General features: G+C 68.7%; 28 protein-coding genes and 1 pseudogene. 24 read left to right on the forward strand and 5 right to left on the reverse strand.

The window, feature by feature from the left end; all coding sequences use genetic code 11:
* Positions 1–67: 67 nt before the first annotated feature.
* From LRH25_RS08895 to LRH25_RS08915, 5 genes are read left to right on the forward strand one after another with little or no spacing between them, the layout of a single operon-like run.
* Entirely contained in the window at positions 68–922 is an 855-nt protein-coding gene (locus tag LRH25_RS08895) for a DUF58 domain-containing protein (RefSeq protein ID WP_141286780.1), read from the forward strand.
* Positions 919–1,788, forward strand: a complete 870-nt coding sequence (locus tag LRH25_RS08900) for a hypothetical protein (protein ID WP_231011002.1) — start codon at positions 919–921, stop codon at positions 1,786–1,788. Before LRH25_RS08895 ends, LRH25_RS08900 begins: the two co-directional genes overlap by 4 nt.
* Complete coding sequence (locus LRH25_RS08905) at positions 1,785–2,780, forward strand: vWA domain-containing protein (RefSeq protein ID WP_310733312.1); 996 nt, start codon at positions 1,785–1,787, stop codon at positions 2,778–2,780. The genes LRH25_RS08900 and LRH25_RS08905 overlap by 4 nt, the downstream gene beginning before the upstream one ends.
* Positions 2,777–3,346, forward strand: a complete 570-nt coding sequence (locus LRH25_RS08910; protein ID WP_141286777.1) for a tetratricopeptide repeat protein — start codon at positions 2,777–2,779, stop codon at positions 3,344–3,346. Before LRH25_RS08905 ends, LRH25_RS08910 begins: the two co-directional genes overlap by 4 nt.
* Positions 3,343–4,335 carry an MxaL protein gene (locus LRH25_RS08915; RefSeq protein ID WP_231011003.1) on the forward strand — a complete coding sequence of 331 codons (993 nt, stop codon included), beginning with the start codon at positions 3,343–3,345 and terminating at the stop codon, positions 4,333–4,335. The genes LRH25_RS08910 and LRH25_RS08915 overlap by 4 nt, the downstream gene beginning before the upstream one ends.
* Before the next feature lie 91 nt (positions 4,336–4,426).
* Here the strand turns inward: LRH25_RS08915 and LRH25_RS08920 are convergent, their stop codons facing one another.
* The 3 genes and pseudogenes from LRH25_RS08920 to LRH25_RS08925 form a co-directional block, all read right to left on the reverse strand.
* Positions 4,427–4,912, reverse strand: coding sequence for a tyrosine-type recombinase/integrase (locus LRH25_RS08920; protein ID WP_310742422.1), 486 nt, complete (start codon positions 4,910–4,912; stop codon positions 4,427–4,429).
* Positions 4,913–5,031: 119 nt separating this feature from the next.
* Positions 5,032–5,436: pseudogene (locus LRH25_RS33275) on the reverse strand (hypothetical protein); the annotation flags it as partial.
* 249 nt (positions 5,437–5,685) lie between these two features.
* Complete coding sequence (locus tag LRH25_RS08925; protein WP_141286776.1) at positions 5,686–6,102, reverse strand: putative quinol monooxygenase; 417 nt, start codon at positions 6,100–6,102, stop codon at positions 5,686–5,688.
* A gap of 131 nt (positions 6,103–6,233) precedes the next feature.
* Here LRH25_RS08925 and LRH25_RS08930 point away from each other — a divergent pair, with 131 nt between their 5' ends.
* On the forward strand, positions 6,234–7,124 hold the full coding sequence (locus LRH25_RS08930) for an AraC family transcriptional regulator (protein WP_141286775.1): 891 nt from the start codon (positions 6,234–6,236) through the stop codon (positions 7,122–7,124).
* Between the two features lie 47 nt (positions 7,125–7,171).
* On the opposite strand, the gene LRH25_RS08935 is transcribed toward LRH25_RS08930, so the two are convergent.
* Positions 7,172–8,011: a shikimate dehydrogenase family protein gene (locus LRH25_RS08935; protein WP_231011125.1), complete on the reverse strand. Its 840-nt coding sequence runs from the start codon at positions 8,009–8,011 to the stop codon at positions 7,172–7,174.
* A 168-nt stretch (positions 8,012–8,179) separates the two neighbouring features.
* On the opposite strand from LRH25_RS08935, the gene LRH25_RS08940 reads away from it, so the two are divergent.
* The 18 genes from LRH25_RS08940 (at position 8,180) to LRH25_RS09025 (ending at position 24,874) form a co-directional block, all read left to right on the forward strand.
* Positions 8,180–8,956 carry an IclR family transcriptional regulator domain-containing protein gene (locus LRH25_RS08940; protein WP_141289403.1) on the forward strand — a complete coding sequence of 259 codons (777 nt, stop codon included), beginning with the start codon at positions 8,180–8,182 and terminating at the stop codon, positions 8,954–8,956.
* Positions 8,957–9,149: 193 nt separating this feature from the next.
* Positions 9,150–10,547 (forward strand): MFS transporter, encoded by a 1,398-nt coding sequence (locus LRH25_RS08945; protein WP_141289404.1) that lies wholly within the window; start codon positions 9,150–9,152, stop codon positions 10,545–10,547.
* A 19-nt stretch (positions 10,548–10,566) separates the two neighbouring features.
* On the forward strand, positions 10,567–11,472 hold the full coding sequence (locus tag LRH25_RS08950) for a 4-hydroxyphenylpyruvate dioxygenase (RefSeq protein WP_231011005.1): 906 nt from the start codon (positions 10,567–10,569) through the stop codon (positions 11,470–11,472).
* Positions 11,469–12,395, forward strand: coding sequence for a sugar phosphate isomerase/epimerase family protein (locus LRH25_RS08955; RefSeq protein ID WP_231011006.1), 927 nt, complete (start codon positions 11,469–11,471; stop codon positions 12,393–12,395). The genes LRH25_RS08950 and LRH25_RS08955 overlap by 4 nt, the downstream gene beginning before the upstream one ends.
* A 63-nt stretch (positions 12,396–12,458) precedes the next feature.
* Positions 12,459–13,394 (forward strand): AEC family transporter, encoded by a 936-nt coding sequence (locus LRH25_RS08960; protein WP_141291499.1) that lies wholly within the window; start codon positions 12,459–12,461, stop codon positions 13,392–13,394.
* Between the two features lie 134 nt (positions 13,395–13,528).
* On the forward strand, positions 13,529–14,281 hold the full coding sequence (gene ccmC / locus LRH25_RS08965) for a heme ABC transporter permease CcmC (RefSeq protein ID WP_231011007.1): 753 nt from the start codon (positions 13,529–13,531) through the stop codon (positions 14,279–14,281).
* Complete coding sequence (gene ccmD / locus LRH25_RS08970) at positions 14,274–14,462, forward strand: heme exporter protein CcmD (protein ID WP_141291815.1); 189 nt, start codon at positions 14,274–14,276, stop codon at positions 14,460–14,462. The genes ccmC and ccmD overlap by 8 nt, the downstream gene beginning before the upstream one ends.
* Positions 14,459–14,884 (forward strand): cytochrome c maturation protein CcmE, encoded by a 426-nt coding sequence (gene ccmE / locus LRH25_RS08975; protein WP_141291817.1) that lies wholly within the window; start codon positions 14,459–14,461, stop codon positions 14,882–14,884. Before ccmD ends, ccmE begins: the two co-directional genes overlap by 4 nt.
* Positions 14,881–15,297 carry a DUF3574 domain-containing protein gene (locus LRH25_RS08980; RefSeq protein WP_231011008.1) on the forward strand — a complete coding sequence of 139 codons (417 nt, stop codon included), beginning with the start codon at positions 14,881–14,883 and terminating at the stop codon, positions 15,295–15,297. The genes ccmE and LRH25_RS08980 overlap by 4 nt, the downstream gene beginning before the upstream one ends.
* A gap of 18 nt (positions 15,298–15,315) precedes the next feature.
* On the forward strand, positions 15,316–17,307 hold the full coding sequence (locus LRH25_RS08985; protein ID WP_231011009.1) for a heme lyase CcmF/NrfE family subunit: 1,992 nt from the start codon (positions 15,316–15,318) through the stop codon (positions 17,305–17,307).
* The gene (locus LRH25_RS08990; protein WP_231011010.1) at positions 17,304–17,852 is read left to right on the forward strand and encodes a DsbE family thiol:disulfide interchange protein; all 549 of its coding nucleotides are present in this window, start codon (positions 17,304–17,306) and stop codon (positions 17,850–17,852) included. Before LRH25_RS08985 ends, LRH25_RS08990 begins: the two co-directional genes overlap by 4 nt.
* Positions 17,849–18,256 (forward strand): cytochrome c-type biogenesis protein, encoded by a 408-nt coding sequence (locus tag LRH25_RS08995; protein ID WP_231011011.1) that lies wholly within the window; start codon positions 17,849–17,851, stop codon positions 18,254–18,256. The genes LRH25_RS08990 and LRH25_RS08995 overlap by 4 nt, the downstream gene beginning before the upstream one ends.
* The gene (locus tag LRH25_RS09000; RefSeq protein ID WP_231011012.1) at positions 18,253–18,849 is read left to right on the forward strand and encodes a nitroreductase family protein; all 597 of its coding nucleotides are present in this window, start codon (positions 18,253–18,255) and stop codon (positions 18,847–18,849) included. Before LRH25_RS08995 ends, LRH25_RS09000 begins: the two co-directional genes overlap by 4 nt.
* A 187-nt stretch (positions 18,850–19,036) precedes the next feature.
* Positions 19,037–19,663: a carbonic anhydrase gene (locus tag LRH25_RS09005; protein ID WP_141291509.1), complete on the forward strand. Its 627-nt coding sequence runs from the start codon at positions 19,037–19,039 to the stop codon at positions 19,661–19,663.
* A 126-nt stretch (positions 19,664–19,789) separates the two neighbouring features.
* Positions 19,790–21,340: a SulP family inorganic anion transporter gene (locus LRH25_RS09010; protein ID WP_231011013.1), complete on the forward strand. Its 1,551-nt coding sequence runs from the start codon at positions 19,790–19,792 to the stop codon at positions 21,338–21,340.
* A 368-nt stretch (positions 21,341–21,708) separates the two neighbouring features.
* Positions 21,709–21,975, forward strand: a complete 267-nt coding sequence (locus LRH25_RS09015) for a winged helix-turn-helix domain-containing protein (protein ID WP_170200920.1) — start codon at positions 21,709–21,711, stop codon at positions 21,973–21,975.
* The gene (locus LRH25_RS09020) at positions 21,918–22,226 is read left to right on the forward strand and encodes a hypothetical protein (RefSeq protein WP_141288336.1); all 309 of its coding nucleotides are present in this window, start codon (positions 21,918–21,920) and stop codon (positions 22,224–22,226) included. Before LRH25_RS09015 ends, LRH25_RS09020 begins: the two co-directional genes overlap by 58 nt.
* Positions 22,227–22,375: 149 nt before the next feature.
* Entirely contained in the window at positions 22,376–24,874 is a 2,499-nt protein-coding gene (locus tag LRH25_RS09025; protein ID WP_170200919.1) for a PAS domain S-box protein, read from the forward strand.
* A gap of 49 nt (positions 24,875–24,923) precedes the next feature.
* Here LRH25_RS09025 and LRH25_RS09030 read toward each other — a convergent pair whose 3' ends face one another.
* Positions 24,924–26,840, reverse strand: coding sequence for a hypothetical protein (locus LRH25_RS09030; protein WP_141288334.1), 1,917 nt, complete (start codon positions 26,838–26,840; stop codon positions 24,924–24,926).
* Between the last annotated feature and the right edge of the window lie 53 nt (positions 26,841–26,893).

The raw sequence follows: 26,893 nt of genomic DNA on the forward strand, positions 1-26,893 counted from the left end.
CGCTCGCTTCGCTCACTGCCCCCCGAGGGCGCGTCTCAGTACCTTCGGGCGGCCGGGCGGTACTGAGATGGAAGAATTCCACTACCGCTTGCGCTCGCGCACCGGCGGCTACCGGGCAGGTGCGCATGCAGGCTCCACCCTCGGCGCCGGCCAGGAGTTTGCTACCCACGCCCGCCTGTTCGACCACCCCGATCCGCGCCGCCTGGACCTGCGCGCGAGCGTGCGCGACGTGCGTCACCAGTGGCTGGTGCGCAATCACAAGCAGCGCGTTGCCGTGCCGGTTTACGCGGTGGTCGATGTCTCGGCGTCGATGCAGTTCGGCGGCGGGCGTGCCAAGCTGCAGGTCGCTGCGGACTTCGTGGAGGCGCTGGGCCACAGTGCGTTCCGCGTTGGCGACGCGGTGGGGCTGCTCGCCTTCGACCGCGAACTGCGCGACGATCTGTTCCTGCCGGCGCGTCACGGCCGCGGCATGGCGGGCCTGATGTCGGGACTGCTGCGCGATTGCCGCGCCAGCGACACCGGCACGAGCGTCGATGCCGCGCTCAATCACGCGGTGGGTCGGCTCGCCGGCAAGCGGGCCTTGGTCTTCCTGGTGTCGGATTTCCACTGGCCGCTGGCCGTGCTGGGAGAGGTGCTCGACACCTTGAGCGGAGCGCGCGTCGTGCCCCTCGTCGTGTGGAACCGCGCCGAGACCGAGCCGCCGCCCAGTGGCGCGCTGCTCACGGTGCGCGACGCGGAGTCCGGCTCGCAGCGAACGCTGTGGATGCGCGATGCCCTTCGGGAGCAATGGCGCACCGCGGTGGCGAATCGCCGCGCCGAGATCGACACCCGGTTTCGCGCGCGCGAGATCCAGCCCTTTTGGGTGCACGGCGCGTTCGAGTCCGAGGCGCTGTCGCGCTACTTCCTCGAGAACGTGGCGTGAGTCGTTCGTTCCTGGTCTTCGTCGCCGGCGCGCTGGCCGCCGGCGTCGCCATCGTTGCCGGCGCGGCCCCGGCCACCGTGCAGCAGCCGCGCGCCTTCGGCAACACGATAGGCGACGTGCTCACGCAGCGCCTGTTGCTCGGTGACGACGAACTTGCGGCGGCAGCGCCCAGCGGCCGCGTCGGTGCGTGGTTCGACCGCCGAATGCCGCGCCTTGAGACCGATGCCTCCGGCCAGCGCTGGTTGGCGATCGACTACCAGGTGGTCAATGCGCCGCGAGCGCTCACCAACGCGAATCTGCCGGCGCTGACGCTCAAGGGCCGGTCGGGCAACGTTTGGCAGATCGCCGAGTGGCCCATCACCATGGGTCCCCTGACGCCAGACAACGTGGCTGCGCAGGGCGATCTGCTGGCCATGCGTCCTGACCACGAAGTTGCCGCTCTGCCCACGGCGCTGATCCGCCGGCGCTTCGATCGTCTGGCCGCCGGCTTGGCACTGACGCTCGCGGCTTGGCTCGCCTGGTGGCTGTGGCGCAACCGGCGCGAGGCGATCCGGCTGCCCTTCGCGCGTGCCTGGGCCGAAGTGCAGCGCTTCGACAGGGCAGCAGTTCAGGCCGAGCCCGCCGCGTGGCTCAGCATTCACCGGGCGCTCGACGCCACGGCGGGCCACGTGGTCACGGCCAGCACCCTGGGTGGGCTGCTGACCAGTGCGCCACATCTGCGCGCACTGCAGCCGCAACTGGAGGCGTTCTATCAACGCTCCAGCGAACGGTTCTTCGCGACCGAGCCCATCCACGCCTCCTACCCCTTGCGCGACCTCTGCCTCGCGTTGCGCGACGCAGAAAAGCGTCACCACGGCGGGTCATGATGGCGCTCGACTTCCTGCATCCCTTGATGCTGCTTCTTCTGCCGCTGGCTGCCTTGCCCATGCTGCGGCGGCGCAGCGACGCGCTCGCGTTCTCCAACCTCGCCTGGCTGCCGGTGGACCGCGTCGGCCGCGCTCTGTCTCCGGTATGGCGTGCCCTCGGCGTGCTGGCGCTGGCGAGCCTCGTTGTCGGGCTCGCCGGTCCGGGCCAATCGGGCGCGCAGATACAGCGCACCGGCCGCGGCGCCGAGGTGCTGATTCTGCTGGACCGCAGCAGCAGCATGGACAGCGTCATCAGGCCCTGGAATTCTTCCGGGGGCGGCTTGGAAGTCGGCGACTCCAAGGGCAAGATCGTCCGCGAACTACTCGCCCAGTTTGTCACCAAGCGGCAGGACGACCGCTTCGCCTTGATCACCTTCAGCACCCGGCCCATGACCACGGTGCCGTTCACCGAACGGCGCGATGTCGTGCTTGCCGGCCTGTCCGCTGCCGGCATCGGCCGTGGCCTGCCCGACACCGACATGGGCAGCGCCCTGTTGATGGCGATCCGCCAGTTCGAAGGTCGCCCCTACTCGGGCAGCCGCGTCGTTCTCATCGCCTCAGACGGCGGCGCGCAACTCGACGCGCCCACACGCCAGAAGATCGAGGCCGGGCTGGCGCGCCAGCGCATCGGCGTGTACTGGATCTACATCCGCACCAGCCACAACTCGGCCGACCTGAAGGGTCTCACGGCAGACGCCGACGAGAGTGTCGAAGAAATCTCGCTGCACCGCTTCTTCAGCAAGCTTGCCACGCCCTACCACCTCTACCAGACAGACGATGCGGGCGCCATGGCAGCAGCGGTCGCCGAGATCGATCGCCAACAGAACCAGCCGCTTTCGTTCCTCGAACGCGTACCACGTCGCGATCACAGCGGTGCTCTGTTCACCATCGCGCTCGCGTGTTGCGTCGCGCTGCTGGCCTGGCGATCGATCGAAGTGAGGGGATGGTCATGAAGCGGCGAACAGCACATGCCCTGTTTGGTGTTGTCGCCTTCGTGTTCACGGGCATGTTGTTGCAACAGGCGCTCAAGCTTCAGCATGCGAAGGCGGTCAACCAGGCGATGGCACTGGCCTCGACCCAGGGCCTGCAGGCAGCGAGCCACGCAGCCAGCTCCAGCGACATATCCGACCCACATGCCCTGCCCGAAGCCCGCCTGACCCGGGCCCATGTGCTCTCGCTTTCGGGCCAGCACGACGCCGCGATCAAGCTCTACAGCCGACTGCTCCAGGACGATTCGCCCTCGGGCCTGCGCCTGGTGGCGCTCTATAACCTGGCCAACGTCTACCTGCGCCAGGGCATGGCTGGCGCACCTGGCGACTCGGTCGCGGCGCTTGAGCTCGCCAAGCAGCGCTATCGCGAACTGCTGCGCACCGCGCCGCAAGAGTGGGACGCCCGCTACAACCTCGAACGCGCGCTGCGCCTCGCGCCCGAAAACGAAGCGGCGTTCGCCGACGAGAACGTTCCAGTCGAGCAGCGCCGCGTGCGCATGCGCGGCATGAAGGCCGGCGACTTGCCATGAACGCGCCGGTCCATCCCCCGGTTGCGATGCCTCCTCCTGCCGGCATCGAACGGCCTGCCTCCAACGCCCCGACGCGTTTCGTGTTGAACTGGTTGCGCGCTGCATTCGACCGCGCCACCTGGCCCGTCTCGTCGGCGTTGCTGCTGCTCATGTTGGCCGTGGGCACACCGCACTTGTTGTTGTCGCGTGACACCTACCGCTACATGGTGACGTTCGACGTCACACAAAGCATGGATGTCGAGGACTTGCAGCTGAACGGCCTGCCGGTGAGCCGGCTGGCGCTTGCCCGCGCCGCTGCGCATGAGGCGCTGCTCGCCCTGCCATGCGGTTCCGAAATCGGCTGGAGTCTGTTTGCCGACTACCGCGTGCTGGTGCTGCTGCTGCCGGTGGAGGTCTGCGGCCACTATGAAGAGCTGCTCGCTTCGTTGGATCAAATCGATGGCCGCATGCGCTGGGCCAATGCGAGCAACATCGGCAAGGGAGTCACCTGGGCCTTGCGCACCGCCAAGCAAATGGAGCCGCACACCCACGTGATCTTCCTGACCGACGGACAAGAGGCGCCGCCCCTGCGCGAACCCGGCCTGCCGGTGATGGCTGACATCACGCCCGGCGAAATCGGCGGCTGGCTGATCGGAGTGGGCGGAGAAGTGGCAGTGCGGATTCCGAAGACGGATTCAAATGGCAACCCGGCCGGTTTCTGGACGGCCGATGAAGTCGTGCAGCGGCCAGGGGTGGGGCAGGGCATCGAGCATTTGTCGCGCCGCGAGGACGACTACCTGCAGTCGCTCGCCGTCGGAATGGGCTTGGGCTATGCGCCCCTCACCGATCCAGGCGTGCTGAAGCGCGCGATGCTCGACAGTCAGCTCGCCTGGCGGCAACCGGTCGAGACCGATCTTCGCTGGTTGCCGGCGGGGCTGGCTCTGTTGCTCCTGGTGTGGCGATTTCGGCCGGAGCGGCGCAGGCCGGTGAACGGGCTGCACCGTACTTGACGGCGGTATGTACAGCGGCACCGGGTTGAGGGTTGAAGGGCTTGCCAGTGCTGGATTCCGGCCCAACCCCCTGGTGCGACAGCGCCACGCGTCAGGTGAATTCGGCAGCTGCAGCCCCCGCATTTGCCCATTCCAAGATTGCTTTGCGGTGGTCAGACCCGGTTGTTTTGCGCCAGCAGGGGGCCAGGGGCTGGCGGATGGTCTTGCGCACGAGGTCCGGGCCGATCGGTCGTTCCCGTGGCGTCATGTGCCGGGCGAAGACCATCCGGTGTTGGGTCTTCGGTCGCTCGTCGCGAGGGTATGCGGCGATGGCTCGCCCCGTGGCTTCCGGCAAGGGCATCACGTCTTCACGCCGGCCCTTGGTCCGGCGCAAGGTGATCGTGCCGGCTTCCCAGTCGATATCGTCCAGACCCAGGCGTGCGACCTCGCCGCTGCGCAGGCCCAGATCGAGCATGCGGCGCACCATGGTGTCAGCACGCAGCATCGACGGGCCGCCCTGGCCGAGGGCGGCCTCGAGTTGTTCGACCTCTGCCAGTTCCTGCGGCTTGGGGCAACGATGCCAGCTGCCAGCTGCCAGTTCGCCGGGTACGCCAGCGCGCCAACCAGCGCATGGATACGGTCACCCAGCGTCGCACGCCAGCGGAAGTAGCCGCGCAGGGCCGAGACCACGGCGCCCAGGCTCGTTGGCGCCTTGTAGTTCTTGGCCTGGGCGGCGAAGAAGCGGCGCACGCGTTCCGGCGTGATTACATCGAACTGGATGGTGTCGTCACCGAAGTGTTTGCGCAGCAAGGCCTCGACGAGGCGCAGAGCGCCCTCGCGTGTCTTCGGGGCAAGGCCTCGCACCAGCTCCATGTGGTCGTAGCGACGCAGTTCCTGCGCCAGCTCGGTCATGTCCAGCGGCCTAGGCGCGATGGCGTTGTCGGCGCGCAGGACGACAAGAAGGTGGCCCAGCCGAGAGGTACTGCCGGTACCCCGGGATGTGGCGGTCCAGCTGATTGCAGCTGCGGGAACGGCCCGAGGAATGGGAGCGAGAACAAGGCTTGGTGCACATGGCGGTCTCCAGGTTGTGGAGCCGCCAGTGCACCTGCGGGCAAGGACCATGTGTAGATGCTCACGACATCGAGGGCTTGCAGGGCGCGTCCTGCCTCAGTAACGCCCGCTCTGCGACAGGCAACTACGCATAGGTGAGGCCCATGCATAGGGGTCGCAAGGCGCCAGTCGGCGAGCTCTTCCATGGCGGCCGGGTCGTTGGGTCCCAGGCCCGTCCGCATCCAACTGCGGGACGTGCTGGCCAGGGTGCGCGACTGGCGCTGGATCCGTGTGCAGACGGTTTGGCGGCAGCCAAGCCCATCAATCCGCCGGGTGATGGGAGAAGTGGTCCTTGCTCATGAGAACATCGACGCGGTGCACCGTGGCCGCATCGGCCAGGATGGTGTTCATGCGCGCGAGGTCGCGGAAGATGTCGCCACCACCGCCCTCGACATGCGCCTGGCGCCCTGCCAGATCGGGGAAGGCCTCGAAGATGGCAAAACTCGTCTGTGAAAACCGCAAGGCAAACCACGGTCCCGTGGCGGGCTCATCTTCGACGCATGCCCGGATGTCTCCAAGCATTTGCGCCACCGCCTCTTCTTGTCCAGGCCGGGCCTCGATCCGAATGAAGAATGCCTTGCGGCCTTCAACGCCTTGTTCGCCCAGCACCTGCACGCCGCAGTGAGCGGCGAGCGGCTTCCCTGAACTGGAGGGGATCTCGTGAGGCAACTGGGGCATGTGCGGGTCTCCTGGGTCGATGCGCCCACTCTAGGGTCGAGGCGGCCTTGGCTCGTGCCCGAACGTCGACATTGCTTGCCTGATTGTCCAGGCCGGTTTTACTTGGACAGCCGTCATGGACAGAATGCGCCATGTCCGAGGAGCTGAAGCAGGCGATCCTGCGCTACACGGGAAAGCACAAGCAGGCTGAAGGGGTCACCGTCAGGCCTGTCCAAGGCCTGTCCTTGGTCCAGCGTGCGGCACCCAGCGAGTTGGAGCACACGGTGGTCAGTCCCTTGGTGTGCCTGGTATTGCAGGGCCGCAAGCGCGTCGCCATGGACAGTGGCGTGTCGTCCTATGCCGCCGGCGACACGATGATCGTCACGGGCAACCGGCCGACGGCGAGTCGGATCAGCCAGGCCAGCATCGCCAAGCCCTACCTGGCGCTGGCACTGGACCTGGATCCGGCCGTGATCACGGAACTGATCGTGAATGCGCCCGAGGCCTGTCCACCGCAAGTCGCGCCCGACACACGCGAGGACCTGCGCGACGCTCTGCGTCGGCTGGTGCTGCTGCTGGATCGCCCGGAATCACTCGCGGTGCTCAAGGATGGCTTGATCCGAGAGATTCACCATTGGCTGCTGCTGGGCCGCCAAGGCCCGGCCATCCGCTGCCTGGGCCTGCCCGACAGCCATGTGCGACGCATTGCGCGAGCTGTGGCCATCCTGCGTGCGGACCATGCCCAGCCCGTGCAGATTGAGCGGCTGGCGGCGGCGGCCGGCATGAGCCGTTCGGCGTTCCACCAGCACTTTCGTGCCATCACATCGCTCTCTCCGCTGCAGTTCCAGAAGCACCTCAGGTTGATCGAGGCACGCCGCTTGATCTTGTCCAAGGGCAAGAACATGAGCCAGGTCGCTTTCGAGGTGGGGTACGAAAGCGCTTCGCAGTTCAGCCGCGAATACACCAGGATGTATGGGCAGCCGCCGATCAGGGACAAGCAGGCGGCGTCAGGCCTGTTGGCAGCGGTCGGCGCGGGCGGGTAGCCTGCTGCCGCTCGTGCATCCGTTTTGCCCAGGGCGGCCCGCAGCGCTCAAGCCCCGTCCGGCAACTCCGCGCTCTCGCGCAGTTCCTCCGGCGTGGCGATGCCGAAGCCGAAGAATTCCAGGTAGGCGGGGATCATTTCGAAGAGCATGTCGGTGCCGACCTGGATGGGGCAGCCACGGGCTTGGGCGGCGGCCAGCAGGGGAGTGATGCGCTGGCGCATGACGACTTCGCCGACGAAGGTGGTGGGCGCGATGCGGTCCACGTCGAAGGGCAGGGGGTCGCCTTCGCGGGAGCCCAGCGGCGTGGCGTTGACGATCAGGTCCATGCCGGCAGGGTCGTTGCGGCCGAGGCCGACTTTCAGTTGCGGGTAGTGCTGGGCGAGGCGGCCGGCCAGCGCATCGGAGGCGGCTGCGTTCGAGTCGAAGAGCTGCATCTCGGCCACGCCGGCCGCGGCGAGCGATGCAGCGATGGCGCAGCCCACGCCGCCGCTTCCGGAGACCAGCACGCGCTTGCCGCCCAGCGCAAAGCCCTTGCGCTGCAGGCCGCGCACGAAGCCGGCGCCGTCGAACTGGTCGCCCAGCAGGCTGCCGTCTTCCCGCAGCAGGATGGCGTTGCAGGCGCCGGCCACCGCGGCGGTGGGCGTGACCTCGTCCATCAGCGCCAGCGTGGCGACCTTGTGCGGCATGGTGACCAGCGCACCGCGCAGGTTGGTCAGGCGCCGCAGGCCGTTCAGGCCGGCGGCGTAGTCCTCGGGCTTGAAGCCCATGGGCACGACGACTGCGTCAATGCCACGGCGTTCGAACCAGGGGTTGTAGATCATCGGGGCCTTGAAGCCCGCGGTCGGGTAGCCCAGGTGGGCGACCAGGGTGGTCTTGCCAGTGATCATTGCAGTGGCCATGTTGGGAGCAGGCCCGCGCCGGGACGGCGGGGCACTGAATGGGCATGACGATAGGCAGGCGCGGCGCAGGCGACAAGCGATGCGCGCGATAATCGCGCGCTCCGGGCGCTGATCGTGCCTAACGCGGGTTTTCCCGTATCTTTCCTCTTCACTGCCATGGATGACACCCCGCCGTTCGAGATCGATCGCAAGGACGTGATCGATGGCCTGGGCAAGGGCTTGCGCGTCATCGAGGCCTTCGACGACGACCATGTGCGCATGACCGCCAGCGAGATGGGCGTGCGCGCAGGCATCACCCGCACGGCCGCGCGGCGCTACCTGCTGTCGCTGGTGCACTTCGGTTTCATGGCGACCGACGGCAAATACTTCTGGCTCACGCCACGCGTGCTGCGGCTGGGACAGAGCTACCTCAATGCCTCGCGCCTGCCGCGCCTGGTGCAGCCCTTCATCCAGCGCGTGTCCATGCAGTGCGGCGAGACGGTGAACGTCAGCGTGCTGGACGGGCACGAGGTGATCTACGTGGCGCGCAGCAATTCGCCGCGCCTGGTGTCGATTGGCCATCACGTGGGCGCAAGGGCGCCGGCCCATGTGGTCACGCCGGGCACGGCCATGCTGTCGACCTGGAGCGACGAGGCGCTGAAGGCCTGGGCCGCGGTGCACGAGTTCAGCAGCTACACCGGCCAGACGGTGACCGACCCGCAGCGCTTCCTGGAGAACTGCCGCACCGCACGTGCGCTGGGCTACTGGATCACCGAGCGCCAGCTGGACATGAACCTGGTGGGCATTGCGGTGCCGCTGCTCAACCGCAAGGGCGAGTGCAAGGCCGCGATGAGCTGCACCGTGCAGGCGGTCACCCACACCACCGAGGACCTGGCCGTGCGGCTGCTGCCCTTGCTGCGCGAGGCGGCGCTGGGGCTGGCGCCCTTGATCTGAAGCAGGGCCTGGCGCGTCTCTGCGCTCAGTGAAAACCCCTTTTTGGTCCGCAAAGCGCGCAGGGTGCGCGATCATCGCGCAAATCGCTGGTGTCTTCGGGGTGCCGGTGCTGGAATCCCGTCTCGTGGCAGGCGACAGCCTTGTGGGGTGCGATTCAGGCCTCTTGTCTCCCGCCATCACAACAGGAGACACCATGAGCAGGTCAAGCGCGAAGCCCTTCGCAGATTCCCACGCCGCCAGCCAGACCCGCAAAGCCACAGCCAGCGGCTGGATCGGCTCGGTGCTGGAGTACTACGACTTCTTCATCTACGCGACCGCCGCGGCGCTGATCTTTCCGCAGATCTTCTTCCCCGCAGGCAACCCGACGATTGCCATCGTCACCTCGCTGGCCACCTACGGCGTGGGCTACGTGGCGCGGCCGATCGGCGCGATGGTGCTGGGCCACTACGGCGACACGCACGGCCGCAAGAACGTGCTGGTGCTGTGCATGTTCCTGATGGGCTTCTCGACCATGGCCGTCGGCCTGCTGCCGACCTACGCACAGGCCGGCCTGTGGGCGCCGGTGCTGCTGGTGGTGATGCGGCTGATCCAGGGCTTTGCGGTGGCCGGCGAAATTTCGGGCTCCAGCTCGATGATCCTGGAACACGCGCCTTACGGCCAACGCGGCTACTACGCCAGCTTCACGCTGCAAGGCGTGCAGGCCGGCCAGATCCTGGCAGCCGCCGTCTTCCTGCCGCTGGCGCACTTCCTGCCCAGCGAGGACTTCAACACCTGGGGCTGGCGCATTCCGTTCCTGCTCAGCTTTGTCGTCATCATCGCGGGCTACTTCATTCGCAAGGAGGTCGACGAGACGCCCGCGTTTGCCGAGGTGGCGAAGAAGGGCGAGAAGCTGCGCGCGCCCATCACCCAGTCCTTTGCCAGCAACAAGGCCGACATGTTCCGTGTCGTCTGCATGGCGCTGATGAACGTGATCCCGGTCGTGGCGACCATCTTCGGCGGCGCCTATGCGGTGCAGAAGGCCTACGGCATCGGCTTCGACAAGGAGGTCTACCTGTGGATCCCGGTGGCCGGCAACATCCTGGCCGTGATCGTGATCCCCTTCATTGGCAAGCTCTCCGACCGCATCGGCCGCCGGCCGCCGATCATCGTCGGCGCGCTGCTGGCCGGCCTGCTGTCCTTCGCCTACCTGTATGCGATCAGCATTGCCAACGTGCCGCTCGCGGTGCTGATGTCGCTGCTGATGTGGGGCGTGGTCTACCAGGGCTACAACGCGGTCTTCCCCAGCTTCTTCCCCGAGCTGTTCCCCACCCGCACGCGGGTCACCGCCATGGCGCTTTCGCAGAACGTGGGCACGGCCATCACCGCGATGCTGCCGGCGCTGTTTGCCACCGTTGCGCCTCCCGGCACGCAGAACATTCCGCTGATCGTCGGCTCGCTCACGTTGGGCATCTGCGCGATTGCCGCAACCGCCTGCTGGTCGGCCCGCGAAACCTACCGCATCCAGATGCACGACCTGGGCCGGCCTGGCGCCACGCCTGCTGCCGGTGACGCGCTGCACACGCCGCACCAGTCGCACACCCTGGCCTCTTGACGCCTTACCCACTGCTGCCATGACGCTTACCCAGACCCTGCCTGCCGCGCTCCAGCGCGAACCGGTGATCGAATCCAACCCGCTGGGGCTGGACGGCATCGAGTTCATCGAATACACCACCCGGCGGCCGCAGGCCCTGGGCCAGGTGCTGGAGGACATGGGTTTCCAGCCGGTGGCTCGCCACCGCTCGCGCGAGGTGCTGCTCTACCGCCAGGGCAACATGAACGTGGTGATCAATGCCCACACCGGCTCGGTGGCCGGCGGCCCCCACCTGGGCGAGCAGCCCGAGATCGCCGCCATCGCGCTGCGCGTGCGCGATGCATCCGAGGCCTACCGCCAGGTGTTGGCGCGTGGCGCCTGGGGCGTGCCGGCGCAGGTCGAGGTGATGGAGCTGAACATCCCGGCCATCCACGGCGTGGGCAGCAGCCGCATCTACTTCGTCGACCGCTACCGCGAGTTCTCGATCTACGACGTGGACTTCGTGCCGATTCCCGGCGTGAACCCGAAGCCACCGGCGCTGCAGGGCCTGCACTGGTTTGGCCTGGTGCAGTACATCGGCAACGACCGCATGAACGACTGGGTCGAGTTCTACTGCGAGCTGTTCAGCTTCACCGAGCTGCCCGACGAGCAGCGCTTCGGCATCCTGCCCAAGGGCCACATCCTGCAAAGCCCTTGCCGCTCGTTCTACCTGCAGTTGATCGAGCCCGAGGTGTTTGTCATCGAGTCCAGCGAGCGCTTCGCGCGGCTGGGCCTGGGCGCGCCGGATGTGCCGGCTGCCGTGCAGGCGCTCGCCGCCCGCGGTGTGGCCTTCCAGACGGACCTGCAAGGCGAGGCACCCGCCCGGCATCCCGAGCGTGGCGCGCTCACCCGCACCTGGCTGGGCAGTGTCAGCTTCGAGCTGGTCCATGACGAGGCTGGCCGATGAACGCCAACGGCAAGCCGTCAGCCAGCGCGCCCGCCGCGGGTAATTTCCGCGACTTCGGCATGGACACCATCACGCTGGCCGGCCCGCTGGAGGCCAGGCTGGCGGCCATGCGCGCGGCCGGCTTCGAGCAGGTGATGCTGTCGGCACGCGACCTGGTCGGCCATCCGCAAGGCGTGGACGCCGCGGTGCAGGCCGTGCGCGACAGCGGCCTGCGCGTGACCGGCTTCCAGGTGCTGCGCGATTTCGAAGGCCTGTCCGGCCACCTGCATGCCTACAAGGTGGACGTGGCCAAGTCCATGCTGGAGATGTGCCACGCGGTGGGCGCCAAGGTGCTGCTGGCCTGTTCGTCCACCTCCAGCCATGCCAGCGACAGCGTGGCCGACATGGCGCGCGACCTGCGCAAGCTGGCCATGCTGGCGGTGCCCATGGGCATTCGCGTGGCGTTCGAGGCGCTGTCCTGGGGCCGCAGTGTCAATGAATTCACGCAGGCCTGGGAGATCGTCGAGCGGGCCGATGCGCCCAACCTCGGCCTGGGGCTGGACGCCTTCCACCTGCTGGCCATGAAGACCCCGCTGGACGCACTGGACCTGGTCGACCCCGACAAGATCTTCCTCGTCCAGCTGGCGGACTTCATGTGGCAGGAAATCCGCTCGGTGGAAGAGCGCATCAGCACCGCGCGCCACTTCCGCGTCTTCCCCGGCGAAGGCGTGCACAACGAGGCGCTGGCCGACATGGTCACCCGGCTCAGCCAGATGGGCTACCGTGGCGACTACAGCTTCGAGGTCTTCAACGACGACTACCAGCAGATGCCGCTGCCCACCGTGGCCGCGCGCGCGCGGCGCTCGGCCGACTGGCTCACCGAAGGCGTGCTCAGACGCTCGGTGCCCTTGCCGGGCAGCATGCAGCTGAAGGCCTTGCGATAGACAATCGCCCTCGTCCATCAAGCCCCGCTCGCGGGGCTTTCCTTTTCCCGCCTGCTCGCGCCGATGCTGAACATCCTGCTGCTGACCGCCCCGATCTACCTGCTGATGGCCTTGGGCTATGCGATTGCCCGCGGCGGCCTGTTCGACGCGCCGGACTTCCGCACCATCGGCCGCTTCGTGGTCAACGTGGCGCTGCCCTGCATGCTGTTCCATGCGCTGGCGCGCCAGCCCATCGCGAAGATCTTCGACGTGCACTACCTCGGCGCCTATGCCGCCGGTTCGCTGCTGATGCTGCTGGGCACCACCGCCTGGGCCCGGCTGCGCCAGGGTCGCACCATGCCGCATTCGGCGCTGCTGGGCATGGGCGTGTCGTCTTCCAACAGCGCCTACGTGGGCTACCCCATCGCAGTGCAGTGGCTGGGCCCGGTGGCCGGCGTGGCGCTGGCGCTGACCATGCTGGTCGAGAACCTCATCATCATCCCGCTGGCCCTGGTGCTGGCCGCGCAGGGCGACGCCGAAGTGCCCTGGCGCGCCACGCTGCAGCGCGTCTTCGGCCAGCTGGTGCGCACGCCGCTGATCGTCGCGATGGCGCTGGGCGTGCTGTTCTCGCTGACCGGGCTCACGCTGCCGGACCTGCTGATGCGGCCGCTGCAGATGATGGCCGTGGTCGCGTCACCCGTCTCGCTGTTCGTGATCGGCGGCTCGCTGCACGGCGCGAAGCTGGAGGGCCAGCGCAGCGCCATGGGCGCGGTCATGCTGGGCAAGCTGGTCATGCACCCGATGGCCGTGGCGCTGGCCTTCTGGCTGCTGCCGGCGGTCTCGCCCGAGCTGCGCAACGCCGGCCTGATGCTGGCCGCCGCGCCCATGCTCAGCATCTACCCGATGATGGCGCTGCGCTACCACTGGGAAGGCTTTTGCGCCGCGGTGCTGCTCATCACCACACTGGCCAGCTTCATCACCGCCAGCGGCTGGCTGTGGGTGCTCAAGACCTGGGGGTGAAGAAGGCCGGTGTGCGAGTTCCCGGAGAATAGGCGGCTTCGCCCGAACGGCGCGCCGCCGTGCCTCATGCTCGCCATTGCCTTTCTCCCCACCGCCGCGCTTCAGCTGCCCGCTGCCTGCCGGCCGTCCGCCCCGTGAACGCTGGTCGCTGGCTGTTCTACTTTGCCGCGCCGCCGCGGCTCGCCGCGCTCGCCGCGCAGCTGGTGCGGCCGCTGCTGGTCGTCGCCGGGCTGCTGTTGCTGGCCGGGCTGTGGCTGGGCTTTGGCGTGGCGCCTGCGGATGCGGTGCAGGGCCAGGGTTACCGGCTGATCTACCTGCATGTGCCAGCGGCGTGGATGAGCATGTTCATCTACGCGCTGATGGCCGCCTGGAGCTTTGTCGGCCTGGTCTGGCGGGTGCGCACGGCGTTCTGGCTCTCGCATGCGCTGGCGCCCACCGGCGCTGTCTTCGCCGCCTTGAGCCTGGCCACCGGCTCGCTGTGGGGCCAGCCGATGTGGGGCACCTGGTGGGTGTGGGACGCGCGGCTGTCCACCTCGCTGCTGCTGCTCTTCCTCTACCTGGGCTACCTGGCCTTGCTGCAGGCGCATGACGAAGGCGAGCGGGCGGACCGTGGCTGCGCGGTGCTGGCGCTGCTGGGCGCGCTGAACCTGCCGGTGATCTACTTCTCGGTGCGCTGGTGGAACACCTTGCACCAGGGCGCAACGCTCACGCCCGGCCAGGCGCAGATGGCGCCGGTGATGCTCGCCGGCCTGCTGCTGATGACCGCCGCGGCCTGGGCCTATGCCGCGGCCACGGCGCTGCGCCGGGTGCAACTCGTGATCGCCGAACGCCAGCTGGCGCTGCGCTGGCAGGACGAGTTGCCGCAAGCGGAGGTGCTGCATGCCTGAGTGGCTGCACCCTGCCTGGTCCGACTGGGCCAGCTTCTTGCAGATGGGCCGGCACGGCGTGTTCGTCTGGTCCGGCTTGGCACTGGTCACCGCAGCCTTGGCCTGCGAATGGTTGGCGCTGGCCGCGCGCGCGAGGCGCTTGCGCGCGGCGCAGGCCGCCGCCGAGGGGGATGCACGATGAGCCCGCGGCAACGGCGTTTTGCCATCTGGGCCGCGGTGCTGATGCTGGCTGGCGCCGCTGTGGCGCTGGCACTGAATGCCTTCCAGCAAAACCTGGTCTTCTACCTGACGCCCAGCGAACTGTCCGCCAGGCCGCAGGCGGACAACAACGCGCTGCGCATCGGCGGCTATGTGCAGCCGGGCTCGCTGCAGCGCGAGGCAGACAGCCTGGCGGTGCGCTTCGTTCTGGCCGATGCCGACCACACGCTGGTGGTGCACTACCGCGGCGTGCTGCCTGACCTGTTCACCGAAGGCAAGGGCGCCATCGTGCAGGGCCGGCTGGCGGCTGACGGTAGCCTGCAGGCGCAGGAAGTGCTGGCCAAGCACGACGAGAACTACACCCCGCCGGGGCTGGCCCCGGCCAACCCGGCTTCCGCGCCATGATCCGTTGCGTTTTACTGCTGAGCCTGCAGCTGGGTGCGCTGCTGATGGCCGGCTGTGCCAACACGCCGCCGGCGCTGCGGTGCGCGGCGGGCGAGACGCGCGCCATCAGCGACACGCTGTATTTCGGCACCGCCAGGCCGGAAGGTGCCGTTTCGCCCGAGGACTGGGCCGAATTCCTGCGCAGCAGTGTCACGCCGCGTTTCCCGCAAGGGCTGAGCGTGTGGCCAGCCGCCGGCCAATGGCGTGGTGCTGACGGGGCGGTGGTGCGTGAGGCCTCGTTTGTGCTGAGCCTGCTGCACGAAGACGATGCCGCCAGCGACGCGGCCATCCGAGCCCTGGTGGCGGACTACAAGCGCCGGTTCTTGCAAGAGTCAGTCTTGAGGGTCAGGGCCGATGTCTGCATGTCCTTCTGAGCGCCGAGAGGCAGCCCGATGAGCAGCGGCCTGGGCCTGTTGGGCAACACCTTGCTGTGGCTGGCCGTGGCCGCCGGCTTGCTGCAGGCCGGCGCTGGCATCGGGCCGTGGCTGGCGCAACCCGCCGCCACAAGCCGGGCAGGGCGCCTGGTCCGCATCGGCCTGGTGGCACAAACCGTGAGCCTGCTGGCCGCGCTGGTGGTGCTGGCCTGGGCGCTGGCGGCGCAGGACCTGACCATCGCCTACGTCGTGCACCACAGCCATCGCGCGATGCCGCTGGTCTACCGGCTGGCCGCAGTGTGGGGCGGTCACGAAGGTTCGTTGCTGCTGTGGGCCGGGCTGCTGGCCGGCTGGAGCGCCGTAGCGGCCTGGGGCCTGCGCGCGGCTGAGCCGGTCTGGGCCAGCCGGGTGCTGGGTGTGCTGGGCGCCTTGAGCCTGGGGCTGCTGGCCTTGCTGCTGGGCGGCGCGAACCCGTTCGAGGCCTGGCAGGGCGCTGCCGCGCTGCGCGAAGGCCAGGGCCTGAACCCGCTGTTGCAGGACCCGGCGATGGCGCTGCATCCGCCGCTGCTGTACCTGGGCTATGCCGGCACCGCGCTGCCGTTTGCGATGACGCTGGCCACGCTGGCCTGGGGCGCGCCGGCCGACTGGGTGCGCCGCGCGCGGCCGTTCACCGCGGCGGCACTGGCCTGCCTGTCGGTGGGCATCACGCTGGGTTCGTGGTGGTCCTACTACGAGCTGGGCTGGGGCGGCTGGTGGTTCTGGGACCCGGTGGAAAACGCCTCGCTGCTGCCCTGGCTGGCGCTGGCCGCCCTGCTGCACGTGCAGGCCGGGCGCGATCAGCGCGGGCGCTTCGCCCATGCCAGCGCATTGCTGGCGATGGCTGCCTGGGCGCTGGCCCTGCTCGGCACCTTCCTCGTTCGCTCGGGCGTGCTCACCTCCGTGCACGCTTTTGCCAGCGACCCGCTGCGCGGCAGCGCCTTGCTCTGCCTGATGGCGCTGACGCTGCTGGTCTGCTTCGTGCTGTATGCGCGCCACCCGGAGCGGCTGTCGCCGGCCAAGGCCGCGCCGCTGCCGGCGGCGGTGTCGCGCGAAAGCGTGCTGGCGCTGAACAACCTGCTGCTCGTCGTCGCCTGCGCCAGCGTGGCACTGGGCACGCTGTACCCGCTGGCGATGGAGGTGCTGAGCCTGGGCCGGTTGTCGGTCGGTGCGCCGTATTTCGAGCGGGTGCTGGGGCCGCTGCTGGGCCTGGCGCTGGCGCTGCTGGTGCCGGCAGCGTGGCTGCGCTGGGGCGCTTCGCCATGGCGGGAACTGCTCACGCGGTTGCGGCCGGTTGCGTTGCTGATGGCGCTGGGCGCGGTCGCGGTGCCACTGTTGTTGTGGGTGGTGTTCGACCGTTGGCAGTGGGGCAGCGCGCTGGCGTTGTGGCTGGCGCTGGGTGTTGCCGGCAGCACGCTGGCCTGGGCCTGGCAACGCATGCGCAGCGTCGGCTGGCGCGGCTTTGGCGCGTCGCCAGGCGGCATGGTGCTGGCGCACCTGGGCGTGGCGCTGTTCACCGCTGGCGTGGCACTGTCCAACGGCTACGGCCAGGAGCGCGATGTGCGGCTGGCGCCCGGCGAATCCGCCGCGCTGGCCGGCTGCCCGCTGAAGTTCGAGGGCCTGCACGACGAGATCGGCCCGAACTACCTGGCCCGCGTCGGCCAGTTCCGCTGGGGCTGCGAAGGCGATGCGCCGCGCCTGCTGCGCGCCGAGAAGCGCGTTTACATCGGCAGTGGCCGGCCCACCACCGAGGCCGCGATTGCGCCCGGCCTGTGGCGCGACCTCTACGTGGCGATGGGCGAACCGCTGGGCCAGGGCCTGTCGGCCGCATGGAGCCTGCGGGTGCAGCACAAGCCCGGCGTGCGCTGGATCTGGGCCGGCGCGCTGCTGATGGCCGCGGGCGCGGCGCTGTCGGCTGCCGCCCGGCGCGGCCGCAAGGCCGGCGTGTTGGTGGGCGCAGGAGCGATGGCATGAAGCGCCGGCGCCCGGGACTGTGGTTGTCCGGCCTGCTGCTGGCGGGCTTGCTGGCGCTGCTGGCTGCGGCGCTGTGGCAAGGCCGGCCGCGCACGCTGCCTGCTGCCCGGCTGGGGGCCGCCTTCCCGGCCTTGCCGCGCCCGGTGCTGGGCAGGGCACCCGGCCTGTTGCAGACCGTGGTGGCCGACGGCCAGCCGCGGCTGGTCAACCTGTGGGCCTCGTGGTGCGGCCCTTGCCGCCAGGAGCAGCCACTGCTGATGGCGCTGGCCGCGCGGCTGCGTGCCAAAGGGCAGGGCGGCCGGCTGGTGGGCCTGAACTACCGCGACACGCCGCAGGACGCCACCGCCTTCCTGGCCGAACTCGGCAACCCGTTTGCACTGACGCTGGTGGACGTCGACGGCCGGCTGGCCATCGAGCTCGGCGCCTACGGCGCGCCAGAGACCTACCTGGTGGACGCCGAGGGCCACATCGCCTTCCGCCACGTGGGCGCGCTGACCCAGGAAGTCATCGACCGCGACCTGCTGCCCAAGCTGGAGGCGCCATGACCATGAAACAGCGCTTCGCCTGGCTGTTGACGCTGCCCGCCGCCGCGCTGGCCCAGCCCGCGTCCGCCCCCGAGCCGGACCCAGAGCGCCTGCAGGTGCTGTACCGCCAGCTGCGCTGCCTGGTCTGCCAGAACGGCTCGCTGGTCGACTCGCAGGCGCCGCTGGCGCTGGACCTCAAGCGCGAGATCGCGCTGCGCGTGGCAGCCGGCGACAGCGACCGCGGCATCATCGACTTCCTGGTCCAGCGCTACGGCGAATTCATCAGCTACCAGCCGCCGTTGGAACCCGCCACCTGGCTGCTGTGGCTGGGGCCGCTGCTGCTGTTGCTGGGCGGCGCGGCGTGGCTCTTCCGCCAGCGCCGCCATGGCCCCGTCGAACCCGAAGAACCGGTGGACCCACCATGACCTCAGACGCCTCGCCCGAACCCGCCACCATGCTGGCGGCCCTGATGCAGTCCCGCCAGCACACCGGCCCGAAACACCTGGTTGAACCCGGCCCGGGAGAGGTCGTGCTGCGCGCGCTGTTCAGCGCTGCAGCCACCGCGCCGGACCACGGCCGCCTCCTGCCCTGGCGCTTCATCGTGCTCGGGCCCGAAGGCCGCAAACGCTTGTCACATGCCTTTGCCGAAGCGCTGCACGAGCGCGACCCGGCGGCCACCGAAGACCAGCTCGCCGACGCCCGCGCCAAGGCTGCCCGCGGCCCGGTGCTGGTGCTGGCCATCGCCCGCCTTCAGTCCGGCCACGAGCAGGTGCCGCCCGAGGAGCAACTCGTTTCCCTGGGCGCCGCCATCCAGAACCTGCTGCTCGCCGCCGAGGCCCACGGCTTCGCCAGTGGCCTTTCCAGCGGCCGCGGCATGCGCAGCGATGCGATGCGCCGCGCCTTCGAACTGGCCGAGGGTGAGCAGGCGATCTGCTGCATCACGCTTGGCACCGCGCTGCGGCCCCGGCTTCCCAGGCCGCGCCCACCGATGGAGGCCTTTGTTTTCTTCGAGTCTTGAAAATAGCTGCCCCGGCTGGGCCTGATACGGCCGCGGCCACGTCGCGGCCGGGAGGCCGGCGCTGCCTCAGCCGAGGGATCGAAAAAAGCTGCCTTTTGCGGGTATTCCCCAGGGTTTTCGGGTTGTTACCGTTTTCACGAGCACTGCTCGATATGCTGCGGTGCAACAAAAACTTCAGGGAAACGCCATGAGTCGGACCAAGCGTCTTCTGGTAGAAAACGTCGCGTGGGCAAACGAGTTGGCCCAGGTCGATGCCGGTTTTTTCAGCACGCTGGCCCAGGGCCAGAGCCCCGGCGTGTTGTGGATCGGCTGCTCGGACAGTCGCGTGCCGGCCGAGGCCATCACCAATGCCGGCCCGGGTGAGCTTTTCGTGCACCGCAACATTGCCAACCTGGTGCCGACGGACGATGCCAACACGATGAGCGTGCTGGAATATGCCGTCGGCGTGCTGCGGGTGGCGCATGTGATCATTTGCGGCCATTCGGGCTGCGGTGGCGTGCGTGCCGCGCTCGCGGGGGTGCCGGACGGCATGCCGCATCTCACGCGGCGCATCGCCCCGCTCTGTATGCTGGCGCACGGTCATCTCGCCGAACTGGGCACGCTGCCTGAAGCGGCCCGGGCCGACCGCCTGGCCGAGCTGAGCGTGTTGGAGCAGGTGCGCCAGGTGCGCGCCACCGCGCTGGTGCGCCATGCCGAGCCTCGCCCTCGGGTGCATGGCTGGATGTTCGATCTGCACAGCGGCCGTCTGCGCGTGCTGGACGACGAAGACGCTGCCGATGGCGCGAACGGGCCTGCGGCACTGCAAGCCGCCTGAAGCGCCTGCCAGCCGCTTTTCCCCCGCCTTTCCTTTCTTTGCTGCCGCGCTTGCCTTGCGCGCCACCGCGGTGGCGTGAGGGCATTGCATCGCCTCTTCATTCTCATGTGACCGTGAGGTTCTCCCATGTCTTCCTCCCGCCCGACCTTCCAGGACCTCCGGCATGACGTGCCGGCTGGCATCGTGGTGTTCCTGGTGGCTCTGCCCTTGTGTCTTGGCATTGCCAACGCCTCCGGCGTGGACCCGCTTGCCGGCCTGCTGTCGGGCATCATTGGTGGCCTCGTGGTGGCTTTGCTCAGCGGCTCGCCGCTCAGCGTGAGCGGGCCGGCCGCGGGCCTGGTGGTGATCGTCGTCGAAGGCATCGCCAGCGTAGGCGGCTATGGGGCCTTTCTCACGGCGGTGATGCTGGCCGGCATGCTGCAATTCGGCTTCGGCCTGTTGAAGGCGGGGCGTTTCGCGGCCTACGTGCCTTCGTCCGTGGTGAGCGGCATGCTGGCGGCCATCGGCTTGTTGCTGATCATCAAACAGGTGCCTCAAGCAGCGGGTCTCTCCGAGGTGCCGGCAGCCGGTCTGCTGCAGACATCGCTGGGCCATGTGTCGCTTTCCGCTTGTGGCATCGCACTGGGCTCCGCCTTGCTGTTGGCGCTGTGGGACCGCCCGGCGCTGCGCCGCTTCGCATTGGTGCGGGCCGTGCCCGCGCCGCTGGCGGTGGTGGCGCTGGGCATCGTCGTCACGCTGGGCCTGGACCTGTTCTGGCCGCAACTGGCGCCGCCGGTGCAGCACCGGGTCAACCTCCCGGCGCTGGATTCCTGGGGCGCCGTGCAGCAGGTGCTGGTCTGGCCGGACCTGGGGGCGCTGGGCCAGGCGTCGGTGTGGGGTCTCGCGCTCACGCTGGCCATCGTGGCCAGCCTGGAAACCCTGCTGAGCCTGGAGGCGGTCGAACGGCTGGACCCGGAGCGCCGCCGCGCCGCGCCGGACCGCGAGCTCAAGGCCCAAGGCGTGGGCAACCTGTCCGCCGGCCTGCTCGGCGCGCTGCCGATCACTGCGGTGATCGTGCGCAGCTCGGCCAATGTGCACGCCGGCGCGCGCAGCCGGCAGTCGGCCGTGGTGCACGGCGTGCTGCTGCTGGCCAGCGTGTTCCTGCTCACCGAGCTGATCAACCTGATCCCGCTGGCCTGCCTGGCGACCATCCTGATCTTCACCGGCCTGAAGCTGGCGAAGCCTTCGCTGCTGGTCACCGCTGCGCGCCAGGGGCCGGACCGCCTTCTGCCTTTTGTCGCCACCATTGCCGGCGTGCTGGCCACCGACCTGTTGATCGGCATCGGCATCGGGGTGGCCTTCAGCGTGGCGATGAGCGTGCGCGTCAGCCTGTTGCGGCCGTTCACCGTCGCACGGCATGACGACCATGTGCTGCTGACCTTTCGCAAGGACGTGACCTTCCTGGCCAAGGTGGCGCTCAAGCGAAGCCTGGCCCATATTCCCGATGGCAGCGTGCTGCTGGTGGATGCCAGCCGGGCCGATTTCGTGGACCCTGACGTGCGGGACCTGCTGGACGAATTCAGCGCCGACGCTGCCAGGCGCGGCATCCGGGTCGAATGGCATCGCCCGCCGCATGCGGTGACACGGCACACCGGCCTGTCCTTCAAATGGGCACGCGAGGCCGGCATGGCACGCTGAAGCCAGGAGGACATCGGGGAGCCGGGACGGACCGGCTTTTGCGTCGAGACCGGCCCATCATCAAGCCGATCCTCGCCATTGACGGTTGCTGCGCGCGGCCGGCCTTTCTTGACTTCGTAACCTGGCGCTGACGCTCGGTGAGCGGATGTGGCGCCACGGATTCAACTCGCATGCCCCGAGTCGCCGCGATGGGGCATCCGTCACTAGAATTGCGCCATTCACCGCTGCGGGCTTAGCGCCCGGAGCGGGTTTGGCCGTGCGCCTTCGCCGGCTGAAACGAGCTGGCGGCCTCGCAGGGGCTGGCCAAACCAGGTTCCCGCAGCGCGCCTGGCTCGGTGTCCCGAGCTGCATCAACGGCTGTCTGGCGCATGAAGCTGCAAGCGACAACCGATGTGATCCATTGCTACCAGGGCTGGGAGCTGAGGGTCGACGAGCACCAGCTGCTTGTGCAGGGCAAGCCGGTCAAGATCGGCCGGTCCGCCTTCATGCTGCTGCTTGCCTTGATCGAGGGGCGGGGAAGCGTGGTGCGCAAGGACGAGCTGATTGCCGCAGCCTGGCCGGGGCGAAGGAACGCCCGGTGGCCACCACCGTGCCGACGGCCTCGGCCGCTGTCTCCGCGGCCACGTCCCTTCTGAGACGCGACACCGATCTTGTGCAGGTGATCGGGCTCATGAAGCAGGTGCCGCTGGTCAGCAGCGTCGGCACCGGCGAGGTGGGCCAGACTTCGCTGGCGCGCATCGGTTTTCAGCGCCCGGCGCTGTCGAGCTGCGGCCAGTTCGCTGGCCGCCACACGTTTGTGGGACGTGCTCGCCTGCCGGCTGGGTTGCGCTCTCTCACAGAGGCCCATCCGGGAAAATACGTCGGTGAACGCGGGTGTGCCTGCTGAAGTGGCTCCTACACTCAAACAGGCAGTGCGCGTGAACCGTCCGCTGCCGACGCCCTTCGCGGTTGCTGTTGTTGCGGCGGCTGCGTGGCCAGGGAGCTACGTCAGATGCGGTGTGCGACGTACACGCCGCGAGCAGCAGTGGAATGGACATGGATGTTGCGCCCACTCTAGCCACGGTGGATTCGCTCGGGCTGGACCGACGCCTGGCGCGGTGGCTCGTGCTCGCCAACCTGGTGATGTTGGCGTTCCTTGCCGGCCTCGCCACGCTGGCCCTGCAAGGCAGCTACCGCACGCACGCACAGCGCGCCCAGGCCACCAGCGAGAACCTTGCCACCACGCTGCAGCAGACGATTGCCTCGGAGCTGGCCCAGGTGGATCTGGCGCTGCTGAACGTGAGGACCTCGCTGCGCCGCAGTGGCCAGACCAGCGAGTCGACCGACCCGGTCGTCGAGGCCGTGTTGGCCGATCAGATGCGCGTGCTGCCGGTGCTGGACAGCCTGCGCATTGCCGACGCATCCGGTCTGGTGCGCCATGGCCCGGGTGTGGCGGGCGCGCCGGTGAACATGAGCAACCGCCTAGTGTTCCAGCGTGCGCGTGACGAGGCCAGTGACAGCCTGCAGGTGTCAGAGCCGCTGCAGGCCCGCATCAGCCGCAAGTGGGTGATCGCGGTGGTGCGGCGGCTGGAGCGGCCGGATGGCAGCTTCGACGGGGTCGTCTATGCCACGCTTGCGGTCGATCATTTCCAGCAGATCCTTGGCGCGATGGACCTGGGGCCGCAGGACGCCGTGACACTGCGCAGTACGTCGCTGCAACTGATCGCACGCCACAGTCCGTTGGCTGCGGCGCAGCCGGTGCCGGTGGGCAACGCCGTGGTGTCGGCCGAGCTGGCCGCGGCGGTGCGGGCGAACCCGGCCAGCGGCAGCTTCATGTCCGTCACCCCGGTGGACAAGGTCGAGCGCCTGACTGCCTACCGACAGGTCAAACCGTATCCGCTGATGGTCCTGGTGGGCCTGGGCACCGAGGACTTCTTTTCGCCCTGGCACGAGCAACGCGCCCAGTTGCTGGGGCTGTTGCTCGCGTTGACGCTGGCGATGGCCGGGGGATCGGTGATCGCGCTGCGCAGCGCGCGGCGGCAGACGGCGGCCAGTCGTGCGCTGCTGGCCGAAGCCCGCCGCAGCGAAACCTTGCTGCGGGTGGCCTGCGACGGTATTCATGTGCTGGACCGCAGCGGCGCCCTTGTGCGCTGCAGCGACTCGTTTGCCACGATGCTGGACCAGGCCCCCAGGGCCATGCCGGGCCGCAACGTGCGCAGCTGGGAAGCGGTGATGACGGACACAGAGCTGGCCGAGCGCCTGCGCGGCATCCAGGTTGGCGAGACACAGCGCTTCGAAACCCGGCACCGTCGTCGTGACGGCAGCCTGATCGAGGTCGAGGTCCAGAGCCGGGCCGCCGAGATCGACGGCCGCGAGCTGATCTATTGCGCCGCGCGCGACATCACCGAGCGCAAGCAGATGCAGGCCGAGCTGGCCGAGTCGGCCCAGCGCATCCGCGACCTCTACGACCAGGCCCCTTGCGGCTACCACTCGCTCGACGCCAACGGCGTGTTCGTGCATGTCAATGCCACCAGCGCCGCATGGCTGGGACTTCCTGCCAGCGAATTGATCGGCCAGCGCCGCATCACAGACTTCTTCACCGACGAAGGCCGCGACGCCTTCGCCCTGAACTTCCCGCTGTTGCAGGCCACTGGCCGGGTCCAGGACCTCGAATTCGACCTGTTGTCGGCAAACGGTGCGCGGCGCAGGGTGCAGATCAGTGCGACCGCGATCTACGACGATCAGGGGCGCTTCCTGATGAGCCGCTCCGTGGTGCACGACATCACGCCGCTGCAGGAGGCCCAGGCCCTGCGGCTGGCCGCCGTGCAGCTGCAGGCCGAGAACCGCAACCTGCAGGCAAGCAGCCGGGTCCAGCAGGCGTTCCTGAACAATCTCTCGCACGAGCTGCGCACGCCACTCAATGCCGTGCTGGGCCTGTCCAGGCTGCTGCGCTCCGGCACCGTGGCACCCGGCTCGCCCAAGCACGAGGAATTCCTGGACCTCATTGGCCGCAGCGGGCAACAACTGCTGGGCCTGATCGACACCATCCTGCAGTACTCGCGGGCCGAAGCCGGCAAGCTCCCGCTGCTGCCCGAGCGCACCGAGCTGACCAGCCTGGTGGCCGAGTTGCAAGCCGTCTTCGAGGAGCAGCTGCAAGCCAGGCAACAGGTGCTGCAGGTGAGCATTGCGCCGGCGGTGCAAAGCGTCATGCTGGACCCGCTGCGCCTGAAGCAGGTGCTGGCCACCTACCTGGCCAACGCCATCAAGTTTTCGCCTGACCAGGGCGTGCTGCAGCTGCGCGCGCAGCGCGACGGTGACCGGGGCTTGCGCATCGAGGTGGAGGACCACGGCATCGGCATCGCCGGGTCCGACCTGTCCCGCATCTTCATGCCCTTTCGCCAGCTCAGCGAAGGCACCGCCAAGCGCTACGCCGGCGTCGGCATCGGCCTGGCGCTCGCCCGCCGCATCATCGAGTCACAAGGCGGCAGCGTGGGCGTGCGCAGCCGCGAAGGCCAGGGCAGCGTGTTCCACCTGGTGCTGCCGGACGTGGTGTGAGCCGGGCTGGTGGGTCGAAGGTCCGCCAGCCCGGCATCAGGCGCCGCGGTCAGGGCGCCACGACCGTTACCGTGGGCACCAGGTCGAAGCCCTGGATTTCGAAGGGCTTGTCGGGGGTGGACAGCCACAGCGAAGGGAAGTACTGGGCGCCGGACTGGAGCTTGGTGATTTGCGGCAGTGGCTTGGCGATGTTGCGGGTTTCGCCAGGCTGCAGCGTGATCAGCGTCTGCGCCTGGCCGCCGTCGCTTGGCACGCTGAAGGCGGTGGTATTGGCGGGCGAGCCGGTGGGTTGCACCAGGGCCGAGGTCCAGAAGGCCAGGGTCTTGGCGGTGGTGCCGGTGTTGCTCAGGTCGTAGCTGTAGCTGCACTTGCTGCCGGCGGGCAGGGCGTCGCCGTTGGCGCAGCCCTTCACGTTGGCCACGACGATGTGCTTGGGCGGGATGGTGAAGTTGGTGACCGGTGCGGTCGTGCCGTCGTAGTCGAAGGTGGCCGAGTAGCCGATGTCGAAGCCGGTGGAGCCGGTGGCCCAGAACTGGTAGCGGCCGGCAGCGAGCTTGCGGGTGTCGATGCTGAAGCTGCCGTCCAGGCCGGCCTGCGCGCCATCGATGTAGCCGGTGCACAGCGCATAGCCGGGCTGGGCGCAGGCGTACAGGTTGACGTAGGGCGGGAAGGGCTGGGTCACCGGTGTGCCGGTGTCAGCGTTCAGCAGGGTGCCGGTGAAGCTGACCGTGGTGGCGCCGGCAACGGACTTGCGGGCGCCCAGTGTGGCTTGGCGGGCCGCCTTTTCGCGCCGCAGATTGCCTTCATGGATCAGTTTGGCCTGCGTGAGGCTCAGGCTGCTGGTGCCACGGGCGGTGACGGTGAAGCCGAAGCCGGTCTGGCCCATGGTGGCCAGCGGCTTGCCGATCTTGCCGACGTAGACCGTGGCCTGGCCGGTCACGCCGGTGAGCGCGCTGGCAATCGGCAGCACCTGGCTGACAACGGCCGAAGCGCCGGCGGCGATCTGCACATGCGCCGGCGTGTAGGCCGCGGCACCGGTCATGAAGTTGGATGTGCCGTAAGGCGCGCCGCTGGGGCTGGCGTCCACCACGGTCCAGACGTCGACGTCGATGGCTGACGCGGTGGTGTTGGTGACCGTGACGCTGAAGCTGCAGTCACCCCCTTGCGTGCTGCGCTTGCAGGCGGTGGGCGAGGACAGCGTGACCGGCAGCGGCTTGACCTTCAGCGCGATCTTGGCAACGGTCTCCGGGCCTTCGTAGGCGAAGGGGGCGGAGTAGGTGCTGCCGTAACCGTTGGGCACGGTGTGCAGCTGGTAGTAGCCAGGGTCCATGCCGCCCAGCGACAGCGCAAAGCTGCCGTCGGTCGCAACCGGCAGGGTGACCACTTCGTCGCGGCAGGTGTCGTAGCCCGGGCCGTCGCAGTGCAGCAGCGAGACGGGGCCGAGGTTGGGCGGCAGCGGCTGGCCGGTGCTGGCTTCGGTGACGGTGCCGGTCAGGTAGGGCGCGGCCGGCTTGATGACCTTGAGGGTGTAGGTGCCCAGTTCGTAAGGGCTGCCTTCGAAGAAGAAGTCCGGGAAACCGGCGGCGGCGAAGATCACCACGCCATCGGCTGGCACCTTGAACAGCACACGCGAGTCCATGTCCGGGCCGGCGTAGTCGTTCATCGCGATCTGCTGGCAGCTGCTGTCGAACACGCCAACGATGCTGTCCAGCAAGCTGCCGCCGCCGCCGAGATTGGCCGACAGGTTGGCCTGCAGCAGCTTGCCGGGCGTGGCGGTGACGCGGTGGAAGTCCACGTCACCGGTGACGATCTCGCCGGTGACGGAGGTGCCCGGTGCGGCGCCGATGTCCTGCGCGATGGCGCAGCTGTTGTTGGGCTCGACTTCGGCCACCTTGGCCTGGACCCAGGGGCTGAGGGCGGCCAGCGCCAGGGCGAGGACGGTCTTGCGGGGAACTGCTTGGCTCATGATGAAGAGACTCCGGTGGTGCGCATCACCGAGCGATCTGCCGGTGTGTGTGC

This window comes from Ideonella azotifigens, from assembly GCF_021043325.1.
GTDB lineage: Bacteria > Pseudomonadota > Gammaproteobacteria > Burkholderiales > Burkholderiaceae_C > Ideonella > Ideonella azotifigens.